24 protein-coding genes are annotated in these 25,435 nt (G+C 73.0%); 9 read left to right on the forward strand and 15 right to left on the reverse strand.

The features are described from left to right. Positions 1-22 precede the first annotated feature (22 nt). Positions 23-1,189 carry an acyl-CoA dehydrogenase family protein gene (locus GA0070604_RS29560; RefSeq protein ID WP_091126009.1) on the reverse strand — a complete coding sequence of 389 codons (1,167 nt, stop codon included), beginning with the start codon at positions 1,187-1,189 and terminating at the stop codon, positions 23-25. A gap of 42 nt (positions 1,190-1,231) precedes the next feature. Next, positions 1,232-1,984 carry a methyltransferase domain-containing protein gene (locus GA0070604_RS29565; protein ID WP_091126012.1) on the reverse strand — a complete coding sequence of 251 codons (753 nt, stop codon included), beginning with the start codon at positions 1,982-1,984 and terminating at the stop codon, positions 1,232-1,234. Between the two features lie 45 nt (positions 1,985-2,029). On the opposite strand from GA0070604_RS29565, the gene GA0070604_RS29570 reads away from it, so the two are divergent. The 4 genes from GA0070604_RS29570 (at position 2,030) to disA (ending at position 6,642) form a co-directional block, all read left to right on the forward strand. Beyond that, positions 2,030-2,869 (forward strand): UbiA family prenyltransferase, encoded by an 840-nt coding sequence (locus tag GA0070604_RS29570; protein ID WP_091126015.1) that lies wholly within the window; start codon positions 2,030-2,032, stop codon positions 2,867-2,869. A 141-nt stretch (positions 2,870-3,010) separates the two neighbouring features. Then, positions 3,011-3,760, forward strand: a complete 750-nt coding sequence (locus GA0070604_RS29575) for a copper chaperone PCu(A)C (protein ID WP_091127505.1) — start codon at positions 3,011-3,013, stop codon at positions 3,758-3,760. 106 nt (positions 3,761-3,866) lie between these two features. Next, positions 3,867-5,318 (forward strand): DNA repair protein RadA, encoded by a 1,452-nt coding sequence (radA, locus tag GA0070604_RS29580; RefSeq protein ID WP_091126019.1) that lies wholly within the window; start codon positions 3,867-3,869, stop codon positions 5,316-5,318. Between the two features lie 142 nt (positions 5,319-5,460). Next, positions 5,461-6,642 carry a DNA integrity scanning diadenylate cyclase DisA gene (disA, locus tag GA0070604_RS29585; RefSeq protein WP_091126022.1) on the forward strand — a complete coding sequence of 394 codons (1,182 nt, stop codon included), beginning with the start codon at positions 5,461-5,463 and terminating at the stop codon, positions 6,640-6,642. A 42-nt stretch (positions 6,643-6,684) separates the two neighbouring features. On the opposite strand, the gene GA0070604_RS29590 is transcribed toward disA, so the two are convergent. The 3 genes from GA0070604_RS29590 to GA0070604_RS29600 all read right to left on the reverse strand — a co-directional run bounded on the left by GA0070604_RS29590 (position 6,685) and on the right by GA0070604_RS29600 (position 8,652). Beyond that, positions 6,685-7,422: a hypothetical protein gene (locus GA0070604_RS29590; protein WP_091126025.1), complete on the reverse strand. Its 738-nt coding sequence runs from the start codon at positions 7,420-7,422 to the stop codon at positions 6,685-6,687. A 160-nt stretch (positions 7,423-7,582) separates the two neighbouring features. Beyond that, positions 7,583-8,143 carry a peptide deformylase gene (locus GA0070604_RS29595; RefSeq protein WP_091126029.1) on the reverse strand — a complete coding sequence of 187 codons (561 nt, stop codon included), beginning with the start codon at positions 8,141-8,143 and terminating at the stop codon, positions 7,583-7,585. Then, entirely contained in the window at positions 8,140-8,652 is a 513-nt protein-coding gene (locus GA0070604_RS29600) for a glycine cleavage system transcriptional repressor (RefSeq protein WP_091126033.1), read from the reverse strand. Before GA0070604_RS29600 ends, GA0070604_RS29595 begins: the two co-directional genes overlap by 4 nt. A 97-nt stretch (positions 8,653-8,749) precedes the next feature. On the opposite strand from GA0070604_RS29600, the gene GA0070604_RS29605 reads away from it, so the two are divergent. Next, positions 8,750-9,655 (forward strand): HhH-GPD family protein, encoded by a 906-nt coding sequence (locus GA0070604_RS29605; RefSeq protein ID WP_091127506.1) that lies wholly within the window; start codon positions 8,750-8,752, stop codon positions 9,653-9,655. A 191-nt stretch (positions 9,656-9,846) separates the two neighbouring features. Here the strand turns inward: GA0070604_RS29605 and GA0070604_RS29610 are convergent, their stop codons facing one another. The 3 genes from GA0070604_RS29610 to lysS all read right to left on the reverse strand — a co-directional run bounded on the left by GA0070604_RS29610 (position 9,847) and on the right by lysS (position 14,940). Further along, positions 9,847-12,384: an ATP-dependent Clp protease ATP-binding subunit gene (locus GA0070604_RS29610; RefSeq protein ID WP_091126037.1), complete on the reverse strand. Its 2,538-nt coding sequence runs from the start codon at positions 12,382-12,384 to the stop codon at positions 9,847-9,849. 581 nt (positions 12,385-12,965) lie between these two features. Continuing rightward, positions 12,966-13,316 (reverse strand): histone-like nucleoid-structuring protein Lsr2, encoded by a 351-nt coding sequence (locus GA0070604_RS29615; protein WP_091127507.1) that lies wholly within the window; start codon positions 13,314-13,316, stop codon positions 12,966-12,968. 115 nt (positions 13,317-13,431) lie between these two features. Beyond that, a complete protein-coding gene (gene lysS, locus GA0070604_RS29620; protein ID WP_091126041.1) occupies positions 13,432-14,940 on the reverse strand; it encodes a lysine--tRNA ligase in 1,509 nt (502 codons plus the stop codon). A 94-nt stretch (positions 14,941-15,034) separates the two neighbouring features. Here lysS and GA0070604_RS29625 point away from each other — a divergent pair, with 94 nt between their 5' ends. After that, entirely contained in the window at positions 15,035-15,775 is a 741-nt protein-coding gene (locus GA0070604_RS29625) for a class I SAM-dependent methyltransferase (protein WP_091126045.1), read from the forward strand. A gap of 123 nt (positions 15,776-15,898) precedes the next feature. Here the strand turns inward: GA0070604_RS29625 and GA0070604_RS29630 are convergent, their stop codons facing one another. From GA0070604_RS29630 to GA0070604_RS29660, 7 genes are all read right to left on the reverse strand, one after another. Beyond that, positions 15,899-16,657 carry a type III pantothenate kinase gene (locus tag GA0070604_RS29630; protein ID WP_091126050.1) on the reverse strand — a complete coding sequence of 253 codons (759 nt, stop codon included), beginning with the start codon at positions 16,655-16,657 and terminating at the stop codon, positions 15,899-15,901. A gap of 29 nt (positions 16,658-16,686) precedes the next feature. Beyond that, positions 16,687-17,583 (reverse strand): carboxylating nicotinate-nucleotide diphosphorylase, encoded by an 897-nt coding sequence (gene nadC, locus GA0070604_RS29635; protein WP_091126053.1) that lies wholly within the window; start codon positions 17,581-17,583, stop codon positions 16,687-16,689. Between the two features lie 115 nt (positions 17,584-17,698). Continuing rightward, positions 17,699-19,387, reverse strand: coding sequence for an L-aspartate oxidase (locus tag GA0070604_RS29640; protein ID WP_091126055.1), 1,689 nt, complete (start codon positions 19,385-19,387; stop codon positions 17,699-17,701). Between the two features lie 61 nt (positions 19,388-19,448). Then, the gene (locus GA0070604_RS29645; protein WP_091126059.1) at positions 19,449-20,342 is read right to left on the reverse strand and encodes a septum formation family protein; all 894 of its coding nucleotides are present in this window, start codon (positions 20,340-20,342) and stop codon (positions 19,449-19,451) included. Between the two features lie 96 nt (positions 20,343-20,438). Continuing rightward, the gene (gene panD, locus GA0070604_RS29650; RefSeq protein WP_091126062.1) at positions 20,439-20,867 is read right to left on the reverse strand and encodes an aspartate 1-decarboxylase; all 429 of its coding nucleotides are present in this window, start codon (positions 20,865-20,867) and stop codon (positions 20,439-20,441) included. 21 nt (positions 20,868-20,888) lie between these two features. Continuing rightward, a complete protein-coding gene (gene panC, locus GA0070604_RS29655) occupies positions 20,889-21,737 on the reverse strand; it encodes a pantoate--beta-alanine ligase (RefSeq protein WP_091126064.1) in 849 nt (282 codons plus the stop codon). Then, positions 21,734-22,711 (reverse strand): Rossmann-like and DUF2520 domain-containing protein, encoded by a 978-nt coding sequence (locus GA0070604_RS29660; protein ID WP_091126065.1) that lies wholly within the window; start codon positions 22,709-22,711, stop codon positions 21,734-21,736. Before GA0070604_RS29660 ends, panC begins: the two co-directional genes overlap by 4 nt. 154 nt (positions 22,712-22,865) lie before the next feature. Here GA0070604_RS29660 and GA0070604_RS29665 point away from each other — a divergent pair, with 154 nt between their 5' ends. The 3 genes from GA0070604_RS29665 to GA0070604_RS29675 are packed head-to-tail and all read left to right on the forward strand — an operon-like array spanning position 22,866 to position 25,410. After that, on the forward strand, positions 22,866-23,162 hold the full coding sequence (locus GA0070604_RS29665; RefSeq protein WP_091126066.1) for a hypothetical protein: 297 nt from the start codon (positions 22,866-22,868) through the stop codon (positions 23,160-23,162). Next, on the forward strand, positions 23,159-24,244 hold the full coding sequence (locus GA0070604_RS29670) for an SAM-dependent methyltransferase (protein WP_091126068.1): 1,086 nt from the start codon (positions 23,159-23,161) through the stop codon (positions 24,242-24,244). Before GA0070604_RS29665 ends, GA0070604_RS29670 begins: the two co-directional genes overlap by 4 nt. Further along, on the forward strand, positions 24,241-25,410 hold the full coding sequence (locus GA0070604_RS29675) for an NADH-quinone oxidoreductase subunit D (RefSeq protein WP_208602193.1): 1,170 nt from the start codon (positions 24,241-24,243) through the stop codon (positions 25,408-25,410). Before GA0070604_RS29670 ends, GA0070604_RS29675 begins: the two co-directional genes overlap by 4 nt. Positions 25,411-25,435: the final 25 nt, after the last annotated feature.

Genomic DNA, 25,435 nt, shown 5'->3' on the forward strand with positions numbered 1-25,435 from the left:
CAGTGCCGGAGGGCAAAACTCGTCACCAGCGAGGGGCTGAGCCGTCGCGGTCCGGGTCGCCGCCGAGCGCGGCGACGCCGAGCCAGTCGGCGCAGACGTCGGAGGTGGCCGGGTGCAGCGAGCCGCAGCGGGCGTCCCGGTAGAGCCGTTCCAGCGGGTGGCCCCGGCGGGTGGCCGAGGTGCCGGCCGCCTCCAGCATGGACGCCGCGACGTCCGCGGCGGTGGTGCCGGCGAGCAGCTTGGCCCGCCACACCCAGCGGTTGGTGTCCGCGTCCCCGGGTGCCTCGTCCACCCGGCGGGCCGCCTCGGCCACCACCAGTTCGGCCGCCGCGACCGCCGCGTCGGCCCGGCCCAGCCGGGCCCGGACCGCCGGCAGGCCGGCGAGGTTACGGGCGTTCAGGTGCTCGGCGGCGGCGTCGATCGCCGCACGGGCCACGCCGACGTAGACGGCGGCGTAGCTGGCCACCAACCAGTGCGGCATGAGCTGGGCCACCACCAGGGCGAGCCCCTCCACCCCGCCGAGCAACCGGTCGGCCGGGACGGTCACGTCCAGGTGCAGGTCGTGCGAGGAGGTGGCGCGCATGCCGAGCGAGTCCCAGGTGGGCTCCACGGTGATCCCCTCCCCGGCCGGGACCAGGAACTGGGAGACCACCGACTGGTCGGCGGCGCTGCGGGCGGCCACCAGGTAGCCGTCGGGGTGCCCGGCACCGGAGCAGAAGGTCTTGCTCCCCTTGATGTGCCAGCCCCCCTCGACCGGCTCGTAGACGGTGCTGAGCTGGGACAGCCGGGCCCCGGCGCCGCGTTCGCTCATGGCCACCGCGTACCAGGCGCCCTCGGCCGCCGCGCGGAGCAGCCGGTCCCGGGCGGCCATCGCCTCGTCCGGTACGCCCAGCGCCTCCGCCAGTTCCTCGGTGACCGCGCCCAGCGCCCCGGTGACCGAGGCGTGCATGTTGAACACCAGCGCGGTGGCGCCGTTGCCCCGGGCCAGTTCGGTGGCGACGGCGGCGTACTCGGCGAAGGTCGCCCCCACCCCGCCCAACTCCCGGGGCACCATCAGCCCGAAGAGCCCGGCCTCCCGCAGGTCGGCGAAGTCGTCGACGGGGAAGGAGCCGTCCCGGTCGTGCTCCGCCGCACGGGCTGCCAGTCGCGGCGTCAACCGGCGGGCCGCCTCCAGCGCGTACACAGTCATGTCGCCCCCTTCTTGGCGTACCTCCGACCCCGACGGCCCCGGCTATCCGCTCCGGCGCCCGTGGCCCTGGTAGAGCACCGCGGTGGACCGCGTCGGCACGATCCGCGGTTCGGCCCGGCCCGTGGAGCGGCCGCGCATCCGGCGCAGCAGCCAGGCCAGCGTCCCGCCCAACTCGGGGCGGATGCCGGACAGCCGCAGCTCGACACCGTGCCGGGCGCACTCGGCGACCAGCGCGCGCGCGTCCACGAACAACCGCGGATCGTGGATGCCACGCGGCACCGTGGGCAGCCGTTCGCCGATCTCCACCGCGATCAGCCGGGCCAGCAGGGTGTCGTTGAGGGTGTCCAGCACCAGGAGGCCGCCCGGCCGCAGCAGCCGGCACGCCTCGGCGACCGCGCGAGGCCAGTCCGGCACGTGTTCCAGCACCTCACCGGCGGAGACCACGTCGGCGCAGCCGTCCGCGAGCGGAACGGCGGTGACATCGGCGTTGACCACGGTCACCCCGTGCGCGGCGGCCTGGTCGAGGGCCGACCGGGTGAGATCCACCCCGATGTGCCGGTAGCCCTTGCCGGCCAGGTGCGGGGCGAGCAGGCCGGCGCCACACCCGAGGTCGACCAGGACGGCGTCTCTCCTGGCCGCCGGCGGCACCAGTGCGGCGCGGGCCCGGGCCAGCCAGTGCAGCATCGCGAACGCGCCGTCCGCTTGCCACCACTCGCCGGCCAGGTCGTCGTACTGGCGCGGGTCGTTCGGCGGCAGCGCCCGGGGCGATGTGGACACCGGCGCCGCGTCTCGCATGAATCGAGCGTGGCACGACTCCCCGGTAACGACCAGACTTCCCTTATGCCGTCTTCGGTGTTAGGGCTGGCCAAGGCGAGCCATCCGGAACCGGCCGTCGCGGTCACCGCGGTGGCCGGCCTGCTGGCGGCCGGCGTCGGGCATCGGCCCGCCGGCATCGCCACCGTGGTGCTCACCGTGCTGGCCAGCCAACTCGCCGTGGGCTGGAGCAACGACGCGCTCGACGCGCACCGGGACGCCGCGGTCGGGCGTACCGACAAACCGGCGGCCAGCGGCGTCGTCCGGCGACGGACCCTCGGGTACGCCGCCGTCGCGGCCGCCGTCGCCACCCCGCTGGTGGCGCTGCGGACGAACGGCGCGGCGGCGGCGTGCGTGGCGCTCGGGCTGGTGTCCGCGCTGCTCTACAACTGGCCGCTGAAGTCGACCCCGCTCTCCGTGCTGCCGTACGCGGTCTCCTTCGGCGCGCTGCCCGCCTTCGTGGTGCTGGCCCTGCCCGGCGCGCCCCCGCCCCCGCTCTGGCTGGTGGCCGCCGCCGCCTGTCTGGGCGCCGGGGCCCACTTCGCCAACGTGCTGCCGGACCTGGCCGACGACGCGCGGACCGGGGTGCGCGGGCTGCCGCACCGGCTGGGGCCGACCGGCAGCCGGCTGGCCGCCGCCGGGCTGCTCCTCGCGGCCACCGTCGTCCTGGTCGTCGGGCCACCCGGGCCGCCGTCGTGGGCGGGTCTGTCGGCGATCGCCGTCGCCGTCGTGGTGCCGGCCCTCGGCTGGTACGCGGGGCGGATCTCCGCCCCGCCCGGCGGCCGGCCGGTCGCCGCCTTCCGGGCGGTGATGGTGGTGGCACTCATCGACGTGGTCCTGCTGGTGACGAGCGGCCGGGTGGTCTGACCGGCCCCCGGAAGGGTGGCATTGCCGGGTCGGCGTTCGGGCCTCGATCAGGTCCAACTACCCTGGAGCGCGGTCTGCGCGGGTATGGCCACCCCGCGCCCGGCGTACGGCCGGGTGGGGATCGTGACGAGGAGGACCGACGTGACGCGCTCGATCAGGGGTTCCGGACGGGCGGCCCTGCTGCTGGCCGGTACGGCGGCGGCGGCGAGCCTGCTGCTGTCCGGGTGCGGCGCCGGCCAGGTGGCCGAGACCTCCATCAAGGTCCCGTCGGTGCAGGGTGTCAACGTCCAGACCCCCGACTTCAACTTCCTGGTGCGCGGCCTGCACGTCCTGTACCCGGGCACCGAGGGCTACCAGGCGGGCGCCAACGCCCCGCTCGACGTCGTCATCTACAACGACAGCAAGAACCCGGTCACCGTGACCGTGACCACGGACAGCGCCCGCGACATCGTGCTCACCGGCGCCGACGCTGCCGGCCCGCAGGCGAGCCCGACCAACTCCCCGACCGAGCCGGCCACCGCGTCGCCCTTCCCGAGCGCCCCGAACGCCTCGCCGAGCGAGGCGCTGGGTTCGGGCGAGCCCGCCTCTCCGTCGGCCTCGCCGAGTGAGTCGGCCGCGCCCAGCCTGCCGGCCCGGATCGAGATCCCGGCCAAGGGATTCGCCCAGCTCAGCCCCGGCAGCGACCGCTTCCTTCAGCTCGTCGGCCTGCACGAGAAGCTGCTCACCGGCCAGCAGGTCAGCCTGACCTTCGACTTCGGCGACGGCAACGTCATCCGCACCGGGGCGCCGATCGGCGTGCCGCTCACCCCGGCCGCGCCGCCCTCGCCGGTCGTCCACCCCCGCGAGGAGGCGGGCCCCGCGGGCGGCATCGAGGGTGGCGGACACCGCTGACCAGCCGACTGAACATCCCCGGCACCGCCGGTGTGGCCATCGCCACGCCGGCGGTGTCGCCGTTTTCGGGTGGGCTTTCGTCGTACCGTCCGGTTAGCGTCCTGGGGTGAGCACGTCCCGATCGACCTCCCCCCGCGCCACCACCACCGGTCGCGGCCGCGGCGCCGCCCGGGAGCCGCGCCCGGCGTACGAGTGCGACGCCTGCGGCCACCAGCCGCCCAAGTGGGTTGGGCGCTGCCCGGAGTGCGGCGAGTGGGGCTCGGTGGTCGAGTGCACCGTCACCGGGCCACTGGTCTCCGGCCGGGTGGTCAGTTCCCGGATGCCCGCCGAGCCGGCCCGACCGATCGCCACCATCAGCGCCGCGCCGGCCCGGGCCCGCCCCACCGGGGTCAGCGAGCTCGACCGGGTGCTCGGCGGCGGCCTGGTTCCCGGCGCGGTGGTGCTGCTCGCCGGTGAGCCCGGGGTCGGCAAGTCGACCCTGCTGCTCGACGTGGCCCAGCAGTGGGCGGCCAACGCGGGCAGCCCGTCGCTGGTGGTCAGCGGCGAGGAGTCGGTCAGTCAGGTGCGGCTGCGCGCCGAGCGGATGGGCACCCTGCACGAGCAGCTCTACCTGGCCGCCGAGAGCGACCTGTCGGCGGTGCTCGGCCACCTCGACGCGGTCAAGCCGGGGCTGCTGGTGCTCGACTCGGTGCAGACCATCTCGACCACCGGGGCGGAGGGCGTGCCGGGCGGGGTCACCCAGGTCCGGGCGGTCACCGCGGCCCTGGTGGCGATCGCCAAGGAGCGCGGCGTCGCCACCGTGCTGGTCGGCCACGTGACCAAGGACGGCCAGGTCGCCGGCCCCCGGGTGCTGGAGCACCTGGTCGACGTGGTGCTGCACTTCGAGGGCGACAAGCACTCGTCGCTGCGCATGGTCCGGGGGGTGAAGAACCGGTTCGGCGCGGCCGACGAGGTGGGCTGCTTCGAGATGCACGAGGGGGGCATCAGCAGCCTGGCCGACCCGTCGGGGCTCTTCCTCACCCGCTACGCGGAGCCGGTGCCGGGCACCTGTGTGACCGTGGCGATGGAGGGGCGGCGCGCCCTGGTGACCGAGGTGCAGGCACTGATCGGCGCCACGGTCGCCGGCTCGCCACGGCGTACGGTCTCCGGGCTGGACGGGGCGCGGCTGGCGATGGTGCTGGCGGTGCTCCAGCGGCGCACCGAGCGGCTCGCCCTGCACGACCGCGAGGTTTTCGCCGCCACGGTCGGCGGCATCCGGGTGGTGGAGCCGGCCGCCGACCTGGCCGTGGCGCTCGCGGTCGCCTCCGGTGGCCTCAACCTGGCCATCGCCCCGCACCTGGTGGCGATCGGCGAGGTCGGTCTCACCGGCGAGGTACGCCGGGTCGGGGCGGTGCCCCGCCGGCTGGCCGAGGCGGCCCGGCTCGGCTTCCGGCTGGCGCTGGTGCCGCCCGGCTGCGGGCCGGGCAGCAGTGGGGTGGCCCCGGAGAACATGCGGGTGATCGAGGTCACCGACGTGCGCGGGGCACTCCAGGCTGCCGCCCGCGCTTCCGCCGAGTGACCCACGGTGAGCGTACGGCGGGACCGGCTGGGCGATTCCGGACAGCGGGCGTACCGGCTCGCCGACCGGAGAAGCCGGACATCGTGACACATCACAGTAACCACGAGAGCACCCACCGCAGGGCAGTCCGTAGACTGTGCCCGTGCCGATCGACCGCGATGCCACCAAGCCCGCCGCGACGACGCCGCACGCCCGCACCGGCGCCGTGGGTTCCTCCCGTCCGATCAGCGTGACCGTGACCGGGAGCGTGGGCGGGGCCGGCGGGGACCCGCTGCGGGCCAACCTCGCCCTGATGGCGCCGGGTACCGCCCTGCGGGACGGTCTGGAGCGCATCCTGCGCGGTCGCACCGGCGCGCTGATCGTCCTCGGCTACGACAAGGTGGTCGACTCGATCTGCACCGGCGGCTTCCCGCTGGACGTCGAGTTCTCCGCGACCCGGGTCCGTGAGCTGTGCAAGATGGATGGCGCGGTGGTGCTCTCCAACGACGGCACCCGGATCGTGCAGGCGGGTGTGCACCTGATGCCCGACCCGTCCATCCCCACCGAGGAGTCCGGCACCCGGCACCGCACCGCGGAACGGGTCGCCCGGCAGACCGGCTACCCGGTCATCTCGGTCAGCCAGTCCATGCGGATCATCAGCCTCTACGTCAACGGCCAGCGGCACGTGCTGGACGACTCGGCGGCGATCCTGTCCCGGGCCAACCAGGCCCTGGCCACCCTTGAGCGTTACAAGCTCCGCCTCGACGAGGTCTCCGGCACCCTCTCCGCCCTGGAGATCGAGGACCTGGTCACCGTACGCGACGCGGTGGCGGTGGTGCAGCGGCTGGAGATGGTCCGCCGGATCGCCGACGAGATCGCCGGGTACGTGGTGGAGCTGGGCACCGACGGCCGGCTGCTCGCCCTCCAGCTCGACGAGCTGATGGCCGGCGTCGACGCCGACCGCACCCTGGTCATCCGGGACTATCTCCCGGTCGGCCGGAAGTCGCGCACCCTCGACGAGGCGCTGGTCGAGCTGGATCTACTCAGCGCCACCGAGCTGATCGATCTGGTCGCGGTGTCCAAGGCGATCGGCTACCCGTCCGCCTCCGACGCCCTCGACGCGGCGGTGAGCCCGCGGGGTTTCCGTCTGCTGGCCAAGGTGCCCCGGCTGCCCGCGGCCGTGGTGGACCGGCTGGTGGTGCACTTCGGCAGCCTCCAGCGGCTGCTCGGTGCCACCGTGGAGGATCTCCAGGCCGTCGAGGGGGTGGGCGATGCCCGGGCCCGGGGCGTCCGCGAGGGGCTGTCCCGGCTCGCCGAGGCGTCCATCCTGGAGCGGTACGTCTGAGCCGCCACCCGCCGGCCCGGTCGAGGCCGGCGCGGTCGCCGGTCAGTTGGTGATGGTCAGCTTCACCGGGTCGCTGATCTTGGTGCCCAGCCGCGCGAAGACCTGGTAGTTGCCAGCGGGGACGAAGTCGCCGGCGGCGAGCCCGTTCGCGCAGCGGTTGCTGTACCGGCCGTTCCAGCCGAGCTGGTAGGAGCGCTCGAAGTTCGGGGTGAACGACTGGACGTCCGACTCCCTGGCGGTGCCACAGGTGTCCGAGGACCAGACCGTCTCGGCGCCCGCCTTGATGTACAACTCCTGTGCGCCGGAGCCGACGTCGCGGCTGCAGGTGCGGTCCGACACGTTCTTGATCTTGAACCGCAGGGTGACCACCGTGCCCCGCTGGGCGGTGGCCGGCAGCGCCACCGGAGTCGCCCGGATCTCCGAGTCGGTGCAGGTCCCGTCGTCGGCCACCGGGGCGCCCGAGGCGTCGTCCGTCCCGGTGTCGCCGCCCGCCGGGCCGCCCTGCCCACCGTCCGAGCCGCCGTCCGCGCCGCCACCGGAGTCCCCCGGTGTCGGGGACGGACTGCCGGACTTCGGAGTCAGCACCGTGGCGGTCGGCTTTGGGGTCGCGGCGGCGGACGCCGTTGCCGTGGGATCGGCACCGATCGCGCCGGTCGGTTTACGCTTCGGACCGGTGCAGGAATAAAGCAGGACAATCAGGAATAGAAGCCCCGCTCCGAGTACGACGGCGCGACGCCGCCAATACACGGCGGGTGGCAGGGGGCCGACCGTCAGACGCATGATGCGTTCACCGTAGTCGCGCGACGCGAGGCGTGGGGAACGACGCGCCGGTGCGGATCAGTCGTGCCCGACCAGCCGTCCACACTCGACCCGCCATGGTCACCGAACGGCTCCGGGCGGGCGCGCAGCGCCACGACGGACACCCAGGACCCCCGATCGATCAGAGATAGACCTTGCGCTGGTAGACGGAATGGGCACCGGCCACCCGGTCGAGGAAGAGCAGACCGGCACAATGGTCGATCTCGTGCTGGAGCGCCCGCGCCTCGAAGCCGTCGGTGACCAGCCGTACCGGCACACCGGTGCCCGGGAGTACCCCCTCGACGACCAGCCGGCTGGCCCGCTTCACGTCACCGGTCAGGTCGGGCACCGACATGCAGCCCTCCCGCCCGGCCTTCCAGCGGGTCGCCTCGACCACCTTCGCGTTGCAGAGCACGAACGTGCCGTGCACGGTGACCGCCTTCGGATGGCCGGTGACGTTCACCGCAAACACCTGCGCGCCCACCCCCACCTGCGGCGCGGCGAGGCCCACGCAGCCCGGCGACACGCGCATCGTGGCGATCAGGTCGGCGGCGAGGCGGACCACCTCGTCCGAGGTCGGATCGACCTCCGGCCCGGGCCGGCTGAGCACCGGATCGGGTGCGACCACCACCGGCCGTACCTCACCCGCGACCTCCAGCGCCTCCGGGGTCCAGTCGCCCAGGCCGACGTACTCGGCGGTCACAGCAGGTCCGGGTCCGCCGGGCGGAGGCTGACGCCCACGCCGAGATCGGCAGCGGTACGGGCGAGCCGGCCGGCCACCTCGTCGGAACTGCCCGGCGGCAGCTCGACCTCGGCGACCACCACGTAGAGGGAGCCGGTCAGCCGGGTGCTCAGATCGGTGACGTTGCCGCCCGCGTCGGCCAGCACCCGGGTCATCGCGGCGACGATGCCCATCCGGTCGGCGCCGTGCACGGCCAGCACGTACGGCTCGCCCGGCGGCGGCGTCTGCCCGTCCGGGGTGACCGGGCGTACGGTGGCCAGGAGCTGGCCGTCGGCGGCGAGCGGGGCCAGCGCGGCCTCGACATCGGCGGCGGCCGGGCCCACGCAGATCAGGGTCATCGCGAAGTGGCCCCGCAACCGGGTCATCGTGGAGTCGGTGAGGTTCGCGCCGAGCCGCGCGAGCGCTTCGGCGACGTCGGCCACGATGCCCGGCCGGTCCCGGCCGATGACGGTGATCGCGAGCTCGTTCATCCGGACATTCTGCCCCGCCGGTTCCCGGGCGGTCGGAGGGGCCTGCCCCGCCCGCCCATCCTGCGGGAAAGCCAGCCATGACATGATCGGCAGCGCCATGACCGAGCCCACCTTCGCCACCCTGGTCAGCCGCTGGTACGAGCGGAACGCCCGCGACCTGCCGTGGCGCGAGCCGGGCATCGGCGCGTGGGCGATCCTGGTCAGCGAGGTCATGCTCCAGCAGACGCCGGTGGTCCGGGTGCTGCCCGCCTGGGAGGCGTGGCTGGCCCGATGGCCGGTGCCGCTGGCGCTGGCCGAGGACACCCCGGCCGAGGCGATCCGGATGTGGGGACGGCTCGGCTATCCCCGCCGGGCGGTACGGCTGCGGGACTGCGCGGTGGCGATCGTCGAACGGCACGGTGGCGAGGTGCCGGATCGGCTGGACCAGTTGCTGGCGCTGCCGGGCGTCGGGACGTACACGGCCCGGGCGGTGGCGGCGTTCGCCTTCGGGCAGCGGCACCCGGTGGTCGACACCAACGTACGCCGGGTGGTGTGCCGGGCGATCGCCGGCGAGCCGGACGCCGGCCCGGCCACCCGCCCCGCCGACCTGGTCGCCACCGAGGAGCTGCTGCCCGCCGAGCCGGCCGCGGCGGCCCTGGCCAGTGCCGCCTTCATGGAACTCGGCGCGGTGGTCTGCACCGCCCGCGCGCCGCGCTGCGCGGTATGCCCGGTCGAGGCGGTCTGCGCCTGGCGGGCGTCCGGCCAGGAGGCGCCGGCCGGCCCGACCCGCCGCCCCCAGCGCTACGCCGGCACCGACCGCCAGGTACGCGGCCTGCTGCTCGCGGTCCTCCGCGAGGCGACCGGCCCGGTGCCGCACCAGCGGCTGGACCAGGTCTGGCACGACGACGTGCAGCGCGCCCGGGCCCTGGCCGGGCTGGTCACCGATGGCCTGGTCGAGCCGGTCGGTGAGGAGTCCTTCCGCCTGATCGGCGACGGCCCCCCGGTCCCCCTCCCCCACGCCTGACCAGCCGGGCACGGCACGCCGCATCTTGATCCACTCAGCTTGCGGCAACTGGCGGTCTCCGGCACCACCGAGACCACACCTTGCCGCACAGCGAGTCGATCAGAGCCGAGGCGCGGGCCGACGGCCGGAAAGGCGACGGCCCCGGTGGCTCTCGCCTACCGGGGCCGTCGCCCTGTCACATCTGCCCAGCGTTACGCCGCGTCGTCCGCACCCGCGGTGGCCGCGCCACCAAGGTCCGCCGGGACGGCGTCCGGCACGGCCACCGGCCGGTCGGTGCCCCGGAAGACGAGCTTGGACTTGTCGACGTTGCTCGGGTCGCCGTCGCAGTCCACCACCACGATCTGACCCGGGGTCAGCTCGTTGAAGAGGATCCGCTCGGAGAGGTTGTCCTCGATGTCGCGCTGGATCGTGCGGCGCAGCGGCCGCGCGCCCAGCACCGGGTCGAAGCCCTTCTTCGCCAGGTACTTCTTGGCGTTGTCGGTCAGCTCCAGGCCCATGTCCTTGTTGCGCAGCTGGGTCTCGATCCGCTGGATCATGATGTCCACGATCGAGAGGATCTCCTGCTCACGCAGCTGGTGGAAGACGATGGTGTCGTCGATCCGGTTCAGGAACTCGGGCCGGAAGTGCTGCTTGAGCTCGTCGTTGACCTTCTGCTTCATCCGGTCGTAGTTGGACTCGGAGTCCTCAGAGGCCTGGAAGCCCAGCGAGACCGCCTTCGCGACGTCGCGCGTACCGAGGTTGGTGGTCAGGATGATGACCGTGTTCTTGAAGTCCACGATCCGGCCCTGGCCGTCGGTGAGCCGCCCGTCCTCCAGGATCTGGAGGAGCGTGTTGAACACGTCCGGGTGGGCCTTCTCGATCTCGTCGAAGAGGACCACCGAGAACGGCCGGCGACGCACCTTCTCGGTCAGCTGCCCGCCCTCGTCGTAGCCGACGTAGCCGGGCGGGGCACCCACCAGCCGGGAGACCGTGTACCGGTCGTGGAACTCGGACATGTCCAGCTGGATGAGGGCGTCCTCGCTGCCGAACAGGAACTCGGCGAGCGCCTTGGACAGCTCGGTCTTACCGACACCGGACGGGCCGGCGAAGATGAACGAGCCGGACGGGCGCTTCGGGTCCTTCAGGCCGGCCCGGGTACGCCGGATCGCCTTCGAGACCGCCTTGACCGCGTCCTCCTGGCCGATGACGCGCTTGTGCAGCTCGTCCTCCATGCGCAGCAGGCGCGAGGTCTCCTCCTCGGTCAGCTTGTAGACCGGGATGCCGGTCCAGTTGCCGAGCACCTCGGCGATCTGCTCGTCGTCGACCTCGCTGACGACGTCCAGGTCGCCGGCCTTCCACTCCTTCTCCCGCTGAGCCTTCTGGCCGAGCAGCTGCTTCTCCTTGTCGCGGAGCTGAGCGGCCCGCTCGAAGTCCTGCGCGTCGATCGCGGACTCCTTGTCGCGGCGCACCTGGGCGATGCGCTCGTCGAAGTCACGCAGGTCTGGCGGCGCGGTCATCCGGCGGATCCGCATCCGGGCACCGGCCTCGTCGATCAGGTCGATCGCCTTGTCGGGCAGGAACCGGTCGGAGATGTATCGATCGGCCAGAGTCGCGGCCGCGACGAGCGCCGCGTCCGTGATCGAGACGCGGTGGTGCGCCTCGTAGCGGTCCCGCAGGCCCTTGAGGATCTCGATGGTGTGGGCCAGCGACGGCTCACCCACCTGGATCGGCTGGAACCGGCGCTCGAGAGCGGCGTCCTTCTCCAGGTGCTTGCGGTATTCATCGAGCGTGGTGGCGCCGATGGTCTGCAGCTCGCCACGGGCCAGCATCGGCTTGAGGATGCTGGCCGCGTCGATCGCGCCCTCGGCGGCACCCGCACCCACCAGGGTGTGGATCTCGTCGATGAACAGGATGATGTCGCCGCGGGTGCGGATCTCCTTGAGCACCTTCTTGAGGCGCTCCTCGAAGTCACCGCGGTAGCGGGAGCCGGCCACCAGGGCACCGAGGTCGAGCGTGTAGAGGTGCTTGTCCTTCAGCGTCTCGGGCACCTCGCCCTTGATGATCTTCTGAGACAGCCCCTCGACCACGGCGGTCTTGCCAACGCCGGGCTCGCCGATCAGGACCGGGTTGTTCTTGGTACGGCGGGAGAGCACCTGCATGACCCGCTCGATTTCCTTCTCGCGCCCGATGACCGGGTCGAGCTTGCCCTCGCGGGCGGCCTGGGTCAGGTTGCGGCCGAACTGGTCCAGCACCAGGCTGGTCGACGGCGCGGCCTCGCCCGGGGCGGTGCCCGCGGCGGCCGGCTCCTTGCCCTGGTAGCCGGAGAGCAGCTGGATCACCTGCTGGCGGACCCGGTTGAGGTCGGCGCCGAGCTTGACCAGCACCTGGGCGGCGACGCCCTCGCCCTCACGGATCAGGCCGAGCAGGATGTGCTCCGTGCCGATGTAGTTGTGGCCGAGCTGCAGCGCCTCGCGCAGCGACAGCTCCAGCACCTTCTTGGCCCGCGGCGTGAACGGGATGTGCCCGCTCGGCGCCTGCTGACCCTGGCCGATGATCTCCTCGACCTGCTGGCGGACGCCCTCCAGGGAGATGCCGAGGCTCTCCAGGGCCTTGGCCGCGACGCCCTCACCCTCGTGGATCAGGCCCAGCAGGATGTGCTCCGTACCGATGTAGTTGTGGTTGAGCATCCGGGCCTCTTCCTGGGCCAGGACGACAACCCGTCGCGCTCGGTCGGTGAACCGCTCGAACATGCCCTCGTGCTCCTCACGTGCCGTGCGCCTTGATGGTCAAGATCTTGGCGGGGCCGGTGCGCGGACGTCCGGGACGGGCGTCCGTGCCTCCTTACTCTATCGCCGCGGACCGACTCCGCTGAGGTCGTGTGTCCCCGCGAAAGGCCGTTCCCACGTCGTTTCTGACAACCGTCCACGCTCAGCAGGTGTTCCGGTACCCCTAGCTGTACGCGCAGAGCGAAATTCGACCGTTGGTGGAAAAGCCCGGTCGGGGGCCTCCGGAAGGTCTTCCGGGCTCGGGGCGGGGGCTTCGGCGCCGCCGCCGTCATCCACAACCTGTGGACAGGATCTCCACTGCCTGTGGACAACCTGCCCCGCGGCGGTTTTCTTCCCGCCCCCGACCTGGCTCCCGCCGCCCACGACCAGCGCGCCCAGCCCGGCCCCCGCGACCGGCGGCGCACGTCCCGCACGGGGGGCGTTCGACGCGGCCGGCACGTCTCGCCCCGGACCGGACCAGACGACGCACCGGGGCGGAAACGGCGACGCCGGCCCGGAGTGGCCTCCGGTCCGGCGTCGTGTCGCCCGCTACGGGGTCGTCGTGATCAGTGACCCGCCTTCGCGTGGTACTCCTCGACGATCTCCTGCGGGATGCGTCCCCGGTCCGAGATGTCCTTGCCGGCCTTCTTCGCCCAGGCGCGGATGGCCTTGTTCTGCTCGCGGTCGGCGGTCGCGCCGCCCCGGCCACGCGCGGCCCGGCCGCCGACGACCACCCCACCGCGACCGACCTTGGTCCCGTGCGCGATGTACTGAGCGAATACATCACGCAATTTCTCGGCGTTCGTCGCCGACAGGTCGATCTCGTACTGCACGCCGTCGAGGGCGAACTTGACGGTCTCGTCAGCGTCCCCGCCGTCCAGGTCATCGACCAGCTTGTGGATGATCTGCTTGGCCACGTCCCACATTCCTTTCGAGCAGGGTGATGTTCTCCTGCGAATACAGGAGAACAATAACCCGCCCGCCGCTTGTCTCGTCAATAGGATGCGGTAACGACCTGGAGACGGCCGGCGGCTACTCCGGCCGGACCAACGGGAACAGGATGGTTTCCCGAATTCCCAGGCCGGTCAGCGCCATCAAGAGCCGGTCGATTCCCATTCCCATACCACCGGCCGGCGGCATTCCGTACTCCATCGCCCGGAGGAAGTCCTCGTCGAGTCGCATCGCCTCGTCGTCGCCGCGGGCGGCGAGCTGCGCCTGCGCCACCAGCCGCTCCCGCTGCACCACCGGGTCGACCAGCTCGGAGTACGCGGTGCCCAGCTCGAAACCGAGGACGTACAGGTCCCACTTCTCGGCCAGTCCCGGCTCGCTGCGGTGGGCCCGGGTCAGCGGGCTGGTCTCCTCCGGGTAGTCGCACACGAAGGTGGGCGCCTGCAGCGACGGCACCACTAGTTCCTCGAACAGTTCCTCGGCCAGCTTGCCCGGACCCCACTTCGGGTCGACCGACAGCCCGACCTTGTCGGCGTACTCGACCAGCCGGGACCTCTCGGTGCGGACGGTGACCTCCTCACCGAGCGCTTCGGAAAGAACACCGAACAGTGTCACCGAGCGCCACTCGCCGCCCAGATCGAACTCCCGGCCGTCGGCGTGGGTGACCACCGTCGATCCGCCGACCGCGATCGCCGCCTGCTGCACAAGATTTCGAGTCAGCTCGGCCATCGTGTTGTAGTCGCCGTACGCCTGGTAGGCCTCGAGCATCGCGAACTCGGGCGAGTGCGACGAGTCGATGCCCTCATTACGGAAGTTGCGGTTGATCTCGAAGACCCGGTCCACGCCGCCCACCACAGCGCGCTTGAGAAACAGTTCCGGCGCGATTCGCAGATACAGATCGGTGTTGAGCGCATTGCTGTGGGTCACGAATGGGCGGGCCGCCGCGCCTCCGTGCAGCAACTGGAGCATCGGGGTCTCCACCTCGATGAAGTCCTGCGCGTGCAGGGTGTCACGGAGGCTGCGGACCGCGGCCGCCCGGGTGCGTACCATCTGCCGCGCCTGCTCGCGGACGACCAGGTCCACGTAGCGCTGGCGGACCCGGGCCTCCTCGCTCAGCGGCTTGTGCGCCACCGGCAGCGGGCGCAGGGCCTTGGCGGTGACCGCCCACTCCTCGACCAGCACCGACAGCTCGCCGCGCCGGCTGGTGATCACCTCACCGGTGACGCCGACGTGGTCGCCGAGGTCGACCAGGCGCTTCCAGTCCTCCAGCCGCTGCCCGCCGACCCGGTCCAGCGAGAGCATCGCCTGGAGTTCGGTGCCGTCGCCGTCCCGAAGGGTGGCGAAGCAGAGCTTGCCGGTGTTGCGTACGAAAATCACCCGGCCGGTGACCGAGACCCGGTCGCCGGTGGCGGTGTCGGTGGGCAGCTCGGCGTACTGGGCGCGGATCCGGGCCAGCGTGCTGGTCCGGGGGTAGCCGATCGGGTACGGTTCGACGCCCTCGGCGAGCATCCGGTCCCGCTTCTCCCGGCGGACCTTCATCTGCTCCGGAAGGTCGTCGGCGGGGTCTACTGGCAGGGCGTTCTGCTCGGTCACGGCACGCTTCCTCAAGCCTTGGAGGGATATCGGCGGGTCAGCCCATGAGCGTACTCAAGCCACGTGCCGGCCGTTACGGGATAACCTGCCGCCCATGACGGACCCCACTCAGGCGCTCTCCTTCGGTGTCGCCGCCGCCGACTACGACCGGTTCCGGCCCCGCTATCCCGAACAGGCGCTGCGCTGGGCACTCGACGGCCTCACCGCGCCGGCCCGGGTGGTGGACCTCGGCGCGGGCACCGGCATCCTCACCCGCGGGGTGCTCGCGCTCGGACATGACCTCGTACCCGTCGAGCCGGATCCGGGGATGCGGGCGCAACTGGCGGCCGCGACCCCGGGCACGAGGCCGCTGGCCGGCACCGCCGAGGCAATGCCGCTGCCGGACGGGTCGGCGGACGCGGTGCTGGTGGGGCAGGCGTACCACTGGTTCGACAGGGAGCCCGCGCACGCCGAGATCGCCCGGGTGCTGCGACCCGGCGGCGTCTTCGCCCCGATCTGGAACCTCCGGGACGAGCGGGTGGCCTGGGTGGCGGAGCTGACCCGGATCGCCCACCTCGGTGACAACGCGGGCAACGTGGTCGAAAGGTACGGCGACTTCGGGTCCGCCTTTGAGCCGGTCGAAGTGGGCGAATTCTCCCATTCGACCGCGCTGACGCCCGACGAGGTGGTCGGCATGCTGCACACCCGGTCCTACTGGCTCGTCGCGTCGGCGGAGGAGCGGGACCGGGTCGACCGGGAGCTGCGGCAACTCTTCGCCACCCACCCCGACCTGACGGGACGGGAGACCGTCGAACTCCCCTACCGCACCTTCGTCTTCCGCTCCCGCCGCCGCTGAGCGCCGGGCGCCGCCGAGCGCCGGGCGCCGCTGCTCACTGGGCGCCGCCGCTCACTGGGCGCCGTGGTTAAGAGGGGGCCCCTGCTCTGCCGGAGGCGTTAAGAGGGGGCCCTTCCTTGCACCTCAGATGTTGCGTTCGTAGACCATGCGCAGGCCGATCAGGGTGATCATCGGCTCGTGGTGGGTGATCGTGTGACACTCGTGGAGCACCAGCGAGGCGAGGCCGCCGGTGGCGATCACCGCCTTCACCTCGCCCAGCTCCTCGGTCATCCGCTCGACGATCCGGTCCACCTGGCCGGCGAAGCCGAAGTAGAGCCCGGCCTGTAGACACTCCACGGTGTTCTTGCCGATCACCGAGCGGGGCATGGTCGCCTCCACCTTGCGGAGCTGGGCGGCGCGGGCCGCGAGCGCGTCGAAGGAGATCTCGATGCCCGGGGCGAACGCGCCACCAAGGAACTCACCCCGGCCGCTGATCACGTCGAAGTTGGTGGTGGTGCCGAAGTCCACCACGATCGACGGCCCGCCGTAGAGGGTGTACGCGGCCAGGGTGTTGACCACCCGGTCCGCGCCGACCTCCTTCGGGTTGTCGATGGCGAGCTGCACCCCGGTGCGTACGCCGGGCTCGACGATCACGCTCGGCAGGTCCGCGTAGTAGCGGGACAGCATCGTACGCAGCGAGCGCAACGCGGCCGGCACGGTCGAGCAGGCGGCCACCCCGGTGATCTCCACAGCGTCACCGGCCAGCAGCCCCCGGAACTTCAGACCCAACTCGTCCGCCGTCGAACGGGCATCGGTCTTGATCCGCCAGGAGTGCACCAGCTTGTCGCCGTCGAAGGTCGCCAGCACGGTGTTGGTGTTTCCGATGTCGATGCAGAGCAGCACGCTGGCAGCCTAGGCCATGTCCTGGACGCTCATTCCGCCCTCAGATCCAGGGCGATGTCCAGGATCGGCGAGGAATGGGTGAGCGCGCCCACCGAGAGGTAGTCCACGCCGGTCGCGCCGTACTCGGCCGCCACCGGCAGCGTCAGCCCACCGGTGGCCTCCAGCTCGGCCCGGTCGCCCACCGCGGCGACCACCTCGCGCAGCTGCGCCGGGGTCATGTTGTCCAGCAGCAGGAAGTCTGCGCCGGCCGCCACCGCCTCCACCGCCTCGGCCAGCGTGTCCACCTCCACCTGCACCGGCACGTCCGGGAACGCCTCCCGGACCCGCCGGTAGGCGGCGGCGATGCCACCCGCCGCGACCTTGTGGTTGTCCTTGATCATGGCGACGTCGTGCAGGCCCATCCGCTTGTTGGTGCCGCCGCCGGCGCGGACCGCGTACTTCTCCAGAGCGCGCAGGCCGGGGGTGGTCTTGCGGGTGTCGAGGACCGTCGCCTTCGTGCCGGCCAGGGCGTCGGCCCAGGCCCGGGTGTGGGTGGCCACCCCGGACAGCCGGCAGAGCAGGTTGAGCGCGGTCCGCTCGGCGGTGAGCAGCAGCCGGGTCGGGCCGGTCACCGTGGCCAACACGTCGCCGCGCGCCACCCGTTGCCCGTCGTGGGCCACCAACGACACCTCGACCGTACGCTCCGCCCCGGTCACCTCGCCCACCAGCTCGAACACGGCCGCCGCCACGGGCAGCCCGGCCACCACGCCGTCGGCGCGGGCGACCAGGTCACCGGTGTCGTTCTGCTCGCCGGGGATGGTGGCGACGCTGGTGACGTCGAGGAAGTCCGGGCCCAGGTCCTCGGTGAGCGCGTCGACGATCACCCGCCGTACCCGCTCCGGGTCCAGGCCCCCGGCCCGCAACGCCCGCTCCGTCGATTCCCTCACGGTGCCTCCTCTGTTCGCGACTGCGGGGCTCGCAAAACCGGCTCACTCCTCGCGCTCACGGGTGCCTCCTCTGTTCGCGACTGCGGGGCTCGCAAAGCCGGCTCACTCCTCGCGCTCACGGCAGTTCCTCCCACCGCTCGGTCAGCGAGCCCTGCGCCCCGATCCCGCCGACGAAGTGGCCCAGCCACCGGTCGTCGGCGGCCGGGAAGTCCTCCCGCCAGTGGCAGCCGCGGGTCTCCCGGCGCCGGTACGCGGCGGCGACCAGCGTCGACGCCACGGTGATCAGGTTCGTCGCCTCCCAGTCGGCGGTACGCGGGACGCCCCGGCCCTCGCCCAGCTCGGTCAGGGTGGCGGCGGTCGCGGCGAGGGTGTCCGCCGAGCGGAGCACCCCGGCGCCCCGGGTCATCGCCCGTTGCAGAGCCGGGGTACCGGCGGCCGGCAGCACCCAGCCCTGTCCACCGACCCAGGCTCCGGTCTCGGCCGGCTTCGCCTGCTCCGGCAGGCCGGCGGCGATGTCCTCGGCGATCCGGCGGGAGAAGACCAGCCCCTCCAGCAGTGAGTTGCTGGCCAGCCGATTCGCGCCGTGCACGCCGGTGCAGGCGACCTCGCCGCAGGCGTACAGGCCGGGGATGGAGGTGCGGCCGCGCAGGTCGGTACGGACGCCGCCGGAGGCGTAGTGGGCGGCCGGAGCGACCGGGATCAGGTCGGTGGCCGGGTCGACCCCGATGGCCAGGCAGGACGCGACGATGGTCGGGAAGCGCCGGGCCAGAAAGTCCCCGCCCAGGTGGCGGGCGTCCAGCCAGACGTGGTCCGCCCCGGTGGCCAGCAGCACCCGGTGGATGCCCTTGGCGACCACGTCCCGGGGGGCCAGTTCGGCCAGCTCGTGCTGGCCGACCATGAACCGCTTGCCGTCCCCGTCGATCAGGTGGGCGCCCTCGCCGCGCAGCGCCTCGGACACCAGCGGCTGCTGGGCCCGCGTCGCGCCCGGCGCCCCCGTCGGCACGATCAGCGCGGTCGGATGGAACTGGACGAACTCCACGTCGGTTACCGCCGCGCCGGCCCGCATGGCGAGCGCCACCCCGTCGCCGGTGGAGACCGCCGGGTTGGTCGTGGCCGCGAAGATCTGCCCCATGCCGCCGGTGGCCAGCACCACCGCCCGGGCCAGGATCGCGCCGACGCCGTCCTCGCTGCCCTCGCCGAGCACGTGCAGGGTGATCCCGCAGGCCGGGCCGAGCCCGTCCGGGCCGTCGCCGGGCGCGCGCAGCAGGTCCAGCACCAGGGCGTGCTCGACCAGCCGGATCCACGGGTCGCGGTGGACGGCCGCGTGCAGCGCCCGTTGCACCTCCGCACCGGTGGCGTCACCACCGGCGTGCACGATCCGGTCGGCCCGGTGGCCGCCCTCCCGGGTGAGCATCAGCGAGCCGTCCGGGTTCCGGTCGAACTCCGCCCCGATCCGCATCAGCTCGCGCAGCCGGGTCGGGCCCTCCTCCACCAGCACCCGCACCGCCGCCGGGTCACACAGGCCGACGCCGGCGACCTCGGTGTCGTACGCGTGGGCGGCCGGGGTGTCGGCCGGGTCGAGCACGGCGGCGATGCCGCCCTGCGCCCAGCGGGTCGACCCCTCATCCATGTTGACCTTGGTGACCACAGTGACGTGCAGACCCGCCTCGCGCAGGTGCAGCGCGGCGGTCAGGCCGGCGACCCCGGAGCCGACGACGACCACGTCGGTGGTCTCCACCCAGCCGGGTGCGGGCGCGGCGAGCAGCCTGGGCAGGGCCGGCAGGTCGACGGTCGGAAGGTCCATGCGCACAGTCAACCCGAAGGCTTCTCGCCCCGGGCGGCGGGGGCGGGACGAGTGGTTCGAGCTACTTCGTCCGTACCGGCAGGCCGGCCGGTCCGGCGCCCTTGAGCGAGGCGGTCACCGTGCGGTCGCTGAGCCAGAGGTAGCAGCGGACGCCCCGGTCGCCGGCAGCCCACCGACCCGCGCCGGGCGGTCGGACCACCACACCGCTGCGGAACCGCAGCATCGCGTCGTCCGGCACCCCGACGTACCTCGCCAGAACGGTGCCGCAGCCGGCGTAGAGGGGGACCCAGTCGGCCTCCTTCGTCGGGTACGGGCGGTCCGGCGCCGACCACACCCCGACGAACTCGGCGTCGTGCGCGGTGCCGCACTCCACCGGGGTCAGCGTCTGCACCCGCCGGGCGTCGCCACCGGTACGCTGGCAGCCCAGCCGCAGCGCGGACGGCCCCTTGAGCGCGTCCCGCAGGCTGCCCGTACGGGTCACCACCTGCGCCGCCGCCTCGACCGTGGTCAGCTCGGCCAGGTCGCAGCGGTACCACCGGGAGCCGGCCGCCCAGCCGGGCCCGGTGGGCAGCGCCACGGCCAGCCGCAGCCGACCGGCCCGCCAGTTGTCGCCGACGTATTCGTTGACCCGACGGTCGCAGTCGGCGAACGCCGTACGCAGCTCGGCGGAGGCGAGGGGCGGCGGGGTGGCCCGGTCGACGGTGAAGGCGCCCACGTGCACCGTCTCCACCCGGTGCGGCAGCTCGCAGCCCACCGGGTCGTACCCGGCCGGGCTGACCGTGGCGGTGAAGTCGGCCACCTGGCAGACCCCCGCCGCCGGGGTGAACGGCCCGGCCGGCGGCAGCGCCGCCCAGTCGTCGGTGAGGTCGCCGTCCAGCCCGCCGGACCCGGCGCAGCCGGACAGGGTGGCCGCCACGACCAACACGGCGACCAGGGTCCTCATCGCACGGCGCATCGCGGCCTCCCCGAGCCGACGACCGTCAATCCGACGGTGCGCCCAGGGTAGCCGGGAATGACCTTCCGGTGACAGACCGTACGGCCCGAACCGAGGTCAGTTCAGCGCGGCGGCGAACGGGTTGGGCACCGGATCACCGGCGGTGCCGGGAGCGGCGCTGGTCGGGTCGGCGGTCAGGTCGACCACCCGGTTGTCCGCGTCGACGTGCACCACCCGGGGCTGGTACGTCCGTGCCTCGGCGTCGTCCATCTGCCCGTACGAAATAAGAATCACCAGGTCACCGGGGTGCACCAGGTGCGCGGCGGCGCCGTTGATGCCGATCACCCCGCTGCCCCGCTGCCCCGGGATGACGTACGTCTCCAGCCGGGCCCCGTTGGTGACGTCCACGATCGCGACCAGCTCGCCGGGGAGCAGGTCGGCGGCGTCGAGCAGATCCTCGTCCACCGTCACCGAGCCGACGTAGTGCAGGTCGGCCTGGGTCACCGTGGCCCGGTGGATCTTCGACTTGAGCATGGTCCGCAGCATCGGATGCCTTTCTCGCACGAGTCAGGAACGCGGGGCGAGCGGGATCGCCGCGTTGTCGATCAGCCGGGTGGTGCCGGACCAGGCCGCGATCAGCATTCGCGCCGGGCCGGCGAGCGGGTCCGGCTCCAGGTCGGGGTCGGTGAGCACCAGGTAGTCGAGGCGGGCGCCCGGCGTACCGGAGTCGAAGGCCCGGTGGGCGGCGGCCAGCACCTCGCCCGCGTCCGCGCCCTGCTCGGCGGCCTCGACGCCGGCCCGCAGCGCGGCGGACAGGCTCAGCGCCGCCGCCCGCTCCTCGACCGAGAGGTAGCGGTTACGGCTGGACAGGGCCAGGCCGTCCGGCTCGCGTACGGTCGGCACGCCGACGATCTCGGTCGGCACGTCCAGGTCACGGACCATCCGCCGGACCAGGGTGAGCTGCTGGTAGTCCTTCTCGCCGAAGAACGCCAGGTCGGGGCGGGTGAGGTGGAGCAGCTTCAGCACCACGGTGAGCACCCCGTGAAAGAAGCCGGGGCGGCTGTGCCCCTCCAGGCCCTCGCCCAACCGGCCCGGGTCGACCCGGACCGTCGGCTGGCCGTCCGGGTACATGTCGGAGACGGCGGGGGCGAAGACCACGTCCGCGCCGGCCCGCCGGCAGATCTCCAGGTCGTTGTCGAGGGTGCGCGGGTAGCGGTCGAAGTCCTCGTTCGGGCCGAACTGGAGCGGGTTCACGAAGATCGTGACGATCACGTGGTCGGCCCGCTCGCGGGCCGCCCGCAGCAGCGTCTCGTGCCCGGAGTGCAGCGCGCCCATGGTCATCACCACGCCGACGGTGCCGGTCAGACCGTCCCGCGCCGCCGCCAGCTCCTTGCGCGTGTGCACCAGCTCCGTCACGCGGCCACCTCCCCGTAGATCCCACTCAGCACGTCCAGCAGCGACTCCGCGTCCGCCGGGCGCAGCCGGCCCGCCGCGATCGCGCGGTCCGCGCTCCTTCGGGCCAACGCCAGGTAGGGGGGCACGGATTCCGGCGCGGTCGCCGCCAGCCTGCGCAGGTGCCGGCGTACGGTGCCCGCGTCGCCCCGGGAGACCGGGCCGGTGAGCGCGTCGTCGCCGAGCCGCAGGGCGTTCTCCAGGGCGGCCCGCAGCAGCGGGGCGAGCACCTTCTCGGGCCGGTCCACCCCGGCGTCGCGCAGCCGGTCGACCGCCTCGTTGACCAGGGTCACCAGGTGGTTCGCGCCGTGCGCCAACGCCGCGTGGTAGAGCGGGCGGTCGGCCTCGGCCACCCACTCCGGCACGCCGCCGAGGTCGGCGACCAGCCGGGCGGCGAACGCCCGTAGTTCGGCCGGGGCGGTCACCCCGTACGAGATGCCGGCCAGGTGGGTCAGATCGTCCGGCGTACCGGTGAAGGTCATCGCCGGGTGCAGCGCGAGTGGCCGTGCGCCCACCGCGGCGGCCGGGGCGAGGACGGCCAGCCCGTGCGCGCCGGAGGTGTGTGCGACCACCTGGCCGGGGCGCAGCGCGCCGGCCTCGGCCAGGCCGGCGACCACGCCGGCCAGGGCGTCGTCGGGTACCGCCACGACCAGCAGGTCGGCGGCCGCGCGGGCGACCGACCTCGCGGAACGGTTCGGGGTCTGCGGCAGCAGCAGCGCCATCCGGGCCCGGGCGGCCCCGGACGAGCCGGAGGCGGCGGCCACCCGGTGGCCGGCGGCGGCGAGGGCCGCGCCGAGCACGGCACCGACCCGGCCGGCGCCGAGCACGCCGACGGTGAGGGTACGGGGGAAGGCGAGCGGGGCGCCGTTCGAGGCGCCGCCCGGCGGTACGGCGGCCCCGGGCAGGGCGGCCGGACGCGGGCGCAGCGGTGCGCTCATGACAGTCGATCCAGTCCTCGAAGGGGGTACCGGTCGATCGCAAGTATGCGCCGGTGTCACGGAACCTGGACAAGCATGTGTGAAAACCTTCACCGGCCCGCAGCCGGGCCGGTCCGGCGGTGTGGCTGCCCCCACACCGGCTACCGTGCCGCATGTGACGGAACGGGTGATCGTGGACGAGGTCGGCATCCGGACGGAGGACGGCGACCACTCGTTCGGCTGGCCCTGGCCGGAGATTCAGCACGTCTCGGTCTCCGCCCTGCCGCCGGAGGAGCACAAGTTCCTGTATTTCGAGGTCACCCACGTCTCGGGCGAGTTCATGGAGGTCGGTGAGACGGTCGACGGGTTCCGGGCGGCGGTCCAGGACATCGCCGCCCGCGCCGGGCGGGCGGCTCCCGACCTCGACGCGCTCCGGGCGTCCGATCCGATGGTGGAGATCTGGCCGGGATGAACCCGGTGCGCTGGCGGGACGCGATGGACCAGGCCCTCTACGGGCCGGGCGGCTTCTTCGTCTCCGGGGCCGGGCCGGCCGCCCACTTCCGCACCAGCGTGCACGCCACTCCCGCGTTCTCGTCCTGCCTGCTGCGCCTGCTCACCTCTGTTGATCGTGTGCTGGGGCACCCTCCCCGTCTGGACGTGGTGGACGTCGGCGCGGGCCGGGGTGAGCTGCTTCGGGCGCTGCTCGTGGGGGTTTCCGGGGAGCCCACAGCCCCGGTCCCCCTCGCCGACCGGATACGCCTCACCGCCGTCGAACGGGCGCCCCGCCCGGACGACCTGCCCGCGGAGGTCCACTGGACCGACGAGATCCCCGAACGGATCATCGGGCTGTTGGTGGCGACCGAGTGGCTGGACAACGTCCCCCTGGACCTGGCCGTGCACACCGCCGACGGCTGGCGTTACCTCCTGGTCGACCCGCTGACCGGCAGCGAATCACCCGGCCCCCCACTAACCCCCGAGGACACCGCCTGGCTAACCCACTGGTGGCCCACCCCCACATCGTCGATCAAGGAGTTCGCGTCGCCCAGGGGGCCGGAACCGGACGCAAACCTCTTGATCAACGGGGTGGTGGGGGCGCGGGTCGAGGTTGGGCGGGGGCGGGATGTCGCGTGGGCGGAGGCGGTCAGCAGGGTTGAGCGGGGGGTCGCCGTGGCGGTGGACTACGGGCACCTGCGGGAGGGACGGCCGGTGGACGGGACGTTGACGGGGTACCGGGACGGGCGGCAGGTGCCGCCGGTGCCGGACGGGTCGTGTGACGTCACCGCGCACGTCGCAATGGACTCGGCCGCCTCCGCCGGTGAGCGGGTCGCCCGGTGTGCGTACACCCTGGTCTCGCAGCGGGAGGCGCTGCGGGCGCTCGGGGCCGACGGCGGGCGACCACCGCTGAGCCTGGCCTCCCGCGACCCCGCCGGGTACGTCCGGGCGCTGGCCGCCGCGTCGGCGGTGGCCGAACTGACCGACCCGGCCGGCCTCGGCGGGCACTGGTGGCTGCTGCAACCGGTCGGCGTCGCCTTCGATCCCGTCATGGCACGATGACCGACATGACCACGGACGCCGGCGACCTCCGCGAACTGACCGTCGGCACGGGCGCCGGCGGGGAGCAACTCGGCACCGACATGGTGCTGAACATCGGGCCGCAGCACCCGTCCACGCACGGCGTGCTGCGGCTGCGGCTGGTGCTCGACGGCGAGCGGGTGGTCTCCGCCGAGCCGATCATCGGCTACATGCACCGGGGTGCGGAGAAGCTCTTCGAGGTACGCGACTACCGGCAGATCATCGTGCTGGCCAACCGGCACGACTGGCTCTCCGCGTTCGCCAACGAGCTGGGCGTGGTGCTGGCCGTTGAGCGGCTGATGGGCATGGAGGTACCCGAGCGGGCGGTCTGGCTGCGGATGGCGTTGGCCGAGCTGAACCGCGTGCTCAACCACCTGATGTTCCTCGGCTCGTACCCGCTGGAGATCGGCGCGATCACCCCGATGTTCTACGCGTTCCGCGAGCGGGAGACCCTCCAGGCGGTGATGGAGGAGGTCTCCGGCGGCCGGATCCACTACATGTTCAACCGGGTCGGCGGCCTGAAGGAGGAGGTGCCGGCCGGCTGGACGGGCCGGGCCCGGGCCGCCATCGGCGAGGTACGCCGGCGGATGCCCGACCTGGACCAGCTCATCCGGCGCAACGAGATCTTCCTGGCCCGTACGGTCGGGGTGGGCGTGCTGTCGGCGGCCGACGCCGCCGCGTTCGGCGCGTCCGGGCCGGTCGCCCGGGCCTCCGGCCTGGACCTGGACCTGCGCCGGGACGAGCCCTACCTGGCGTACGACCAGCTCGACGTGCCGGTGGTGACCAAGACCGCCGGGGACTGTCACGCCCGCTTCGAGGTGCTGCTCGACCAGGTGTACGCCTCACTCGACCTCGCCGAGCAGTGCCTGGACCGGGTGGACCGGCTCACCGGGCCGGTGAACACCCGGCTGCCCAAGGTGGTCAAGGCCCCCGAGGGGCACACCTACGCGTGGACCGAGAACCCGCTCGGCATCAACGGCTACTACCTGGTCTCCCGGGGCGAGAAGACCCCGTGGCGGCTCAAGCTGCGCACCGCCTCGTACGCGAACGTGCAGGCGCTGGCCACGCTGCTGCCCGGCTGCCTGGTACCCGATCTGATCGCCATCCTCGGCTCGATGTTCTTCGTGGTCGGCGACATCGACAAGTAGCCCCCGCCGAGATCGGGTCGGGCTC

This window comes from Micromonospora eburnea, from assembly GCF_900090225.1.
GTDB lineage: Bacteria > Actinomycetota > Actinomycetes > Mycobacteriales > Micromonosporaceae > Micromonospora > Micromonospora eburnea.

Bases quoted from the DNA above. Each gene is read 5' to 3' on its own strand.
- GA0070604_RS29560 (WP_091126009.1), bottom strand. From the start codon at position 1,189: ATGACTGTGTACGCGCTGGAGGCGGCCCGCCGGTTGACGCCGCGACTG.
- GA0070604_RS29565 (WP_091126012.1), bottom strand. From the start codon at position 1,984: ATGCGAGACGCGGCGCCGGTGTCCACATCGCCCCGGGCGCTGCCGCCG.
- GA0070604_RS29570 (WP_091126015.1), top strand. From the start codon at position 2,030: ATGCCGTCTTCGGTGTTAGGGCTGGCCAAGGCGAGCCATCCGGAACCG.
- GA0070604_RS29590 (WP_091126025.1), bottom strand. From the start codon at position 7,422: ATGCGTCTGACGGTCGGCCCCCTGCCACCCGCCGTGTATTGGCGGCGT.
- GA0070604_RS29600 (WP_091126033.1), bottom strand. From the start codon at position 8,652: ATGAACGAGCTCGCGATCACCGTCATCGGCCGGGACCGGCCGGGCATC.
- GA0070604_RS29605 (WP_091127506.1), top strand. From the start codon at position 8,750: ATGACCGAGCCCACCTTCGCCACCCTGGTCAGCCGCTGGTACGAGCGG.
- GA0070604_RS29610 (WP_091126037.1), bottom strand. From the start codon at position 12,384: ATGTTCGAGCGGTTCACCGACCGAGCGCGACGGGTTGTCGTCCTGGCC.
- GA0070604_RS29625 (WP_091126045.1), top strand. From the start codon at position 15,035: ATGACGGACCCCACTCAGGCGCTCTCCTTCGGTGTCGCCGCCGCCGAC.
- GA0070604_RS29640 (WP_091126055.1), bottom strand. From the start codon at position 19,387: ATGGACCTTCCGACCGTCGACCTGCCGGCCCTGCCCAGGCTGCTCGCC.
- GA0070604_RS29645 (WP_091126059.1), bottom strand. From the start codon at position 20,342: ATGCGCCGTGCGATGAGGACCCTGGTCGCCGTGTTGGTCGTGGCGGCC.
- panD (WP_091126062.1), bottom strand. From the start codon at position 20,867: ATGCTGCGGACCATGCTCAAGTCGAAGATCCACCGGGCCACGGTGACC.
- GA0070604_RS29660 (WP_091126065.1), bottom strand. From the start codon at position 22,711: ATGAGCGCACCGCTGCGCCCGCGTCCGGCCGCCCTGCCCGGGGCCGCC.
- GA0070604_RS29670 (WP_091126068.1), top strand. From the start codon at position 23,159: ATGAACCCGGTGCGCTGGCGGGACGCGATGGACCAGGCCCTCTACGGG.
- GA0070604_RS29675 (WP_208602193.1), top strand. From the start codon at position 24,241: ATGACCGACATGACCACGGACGCCGGCGACCTCCGCGAACTGACCGTC.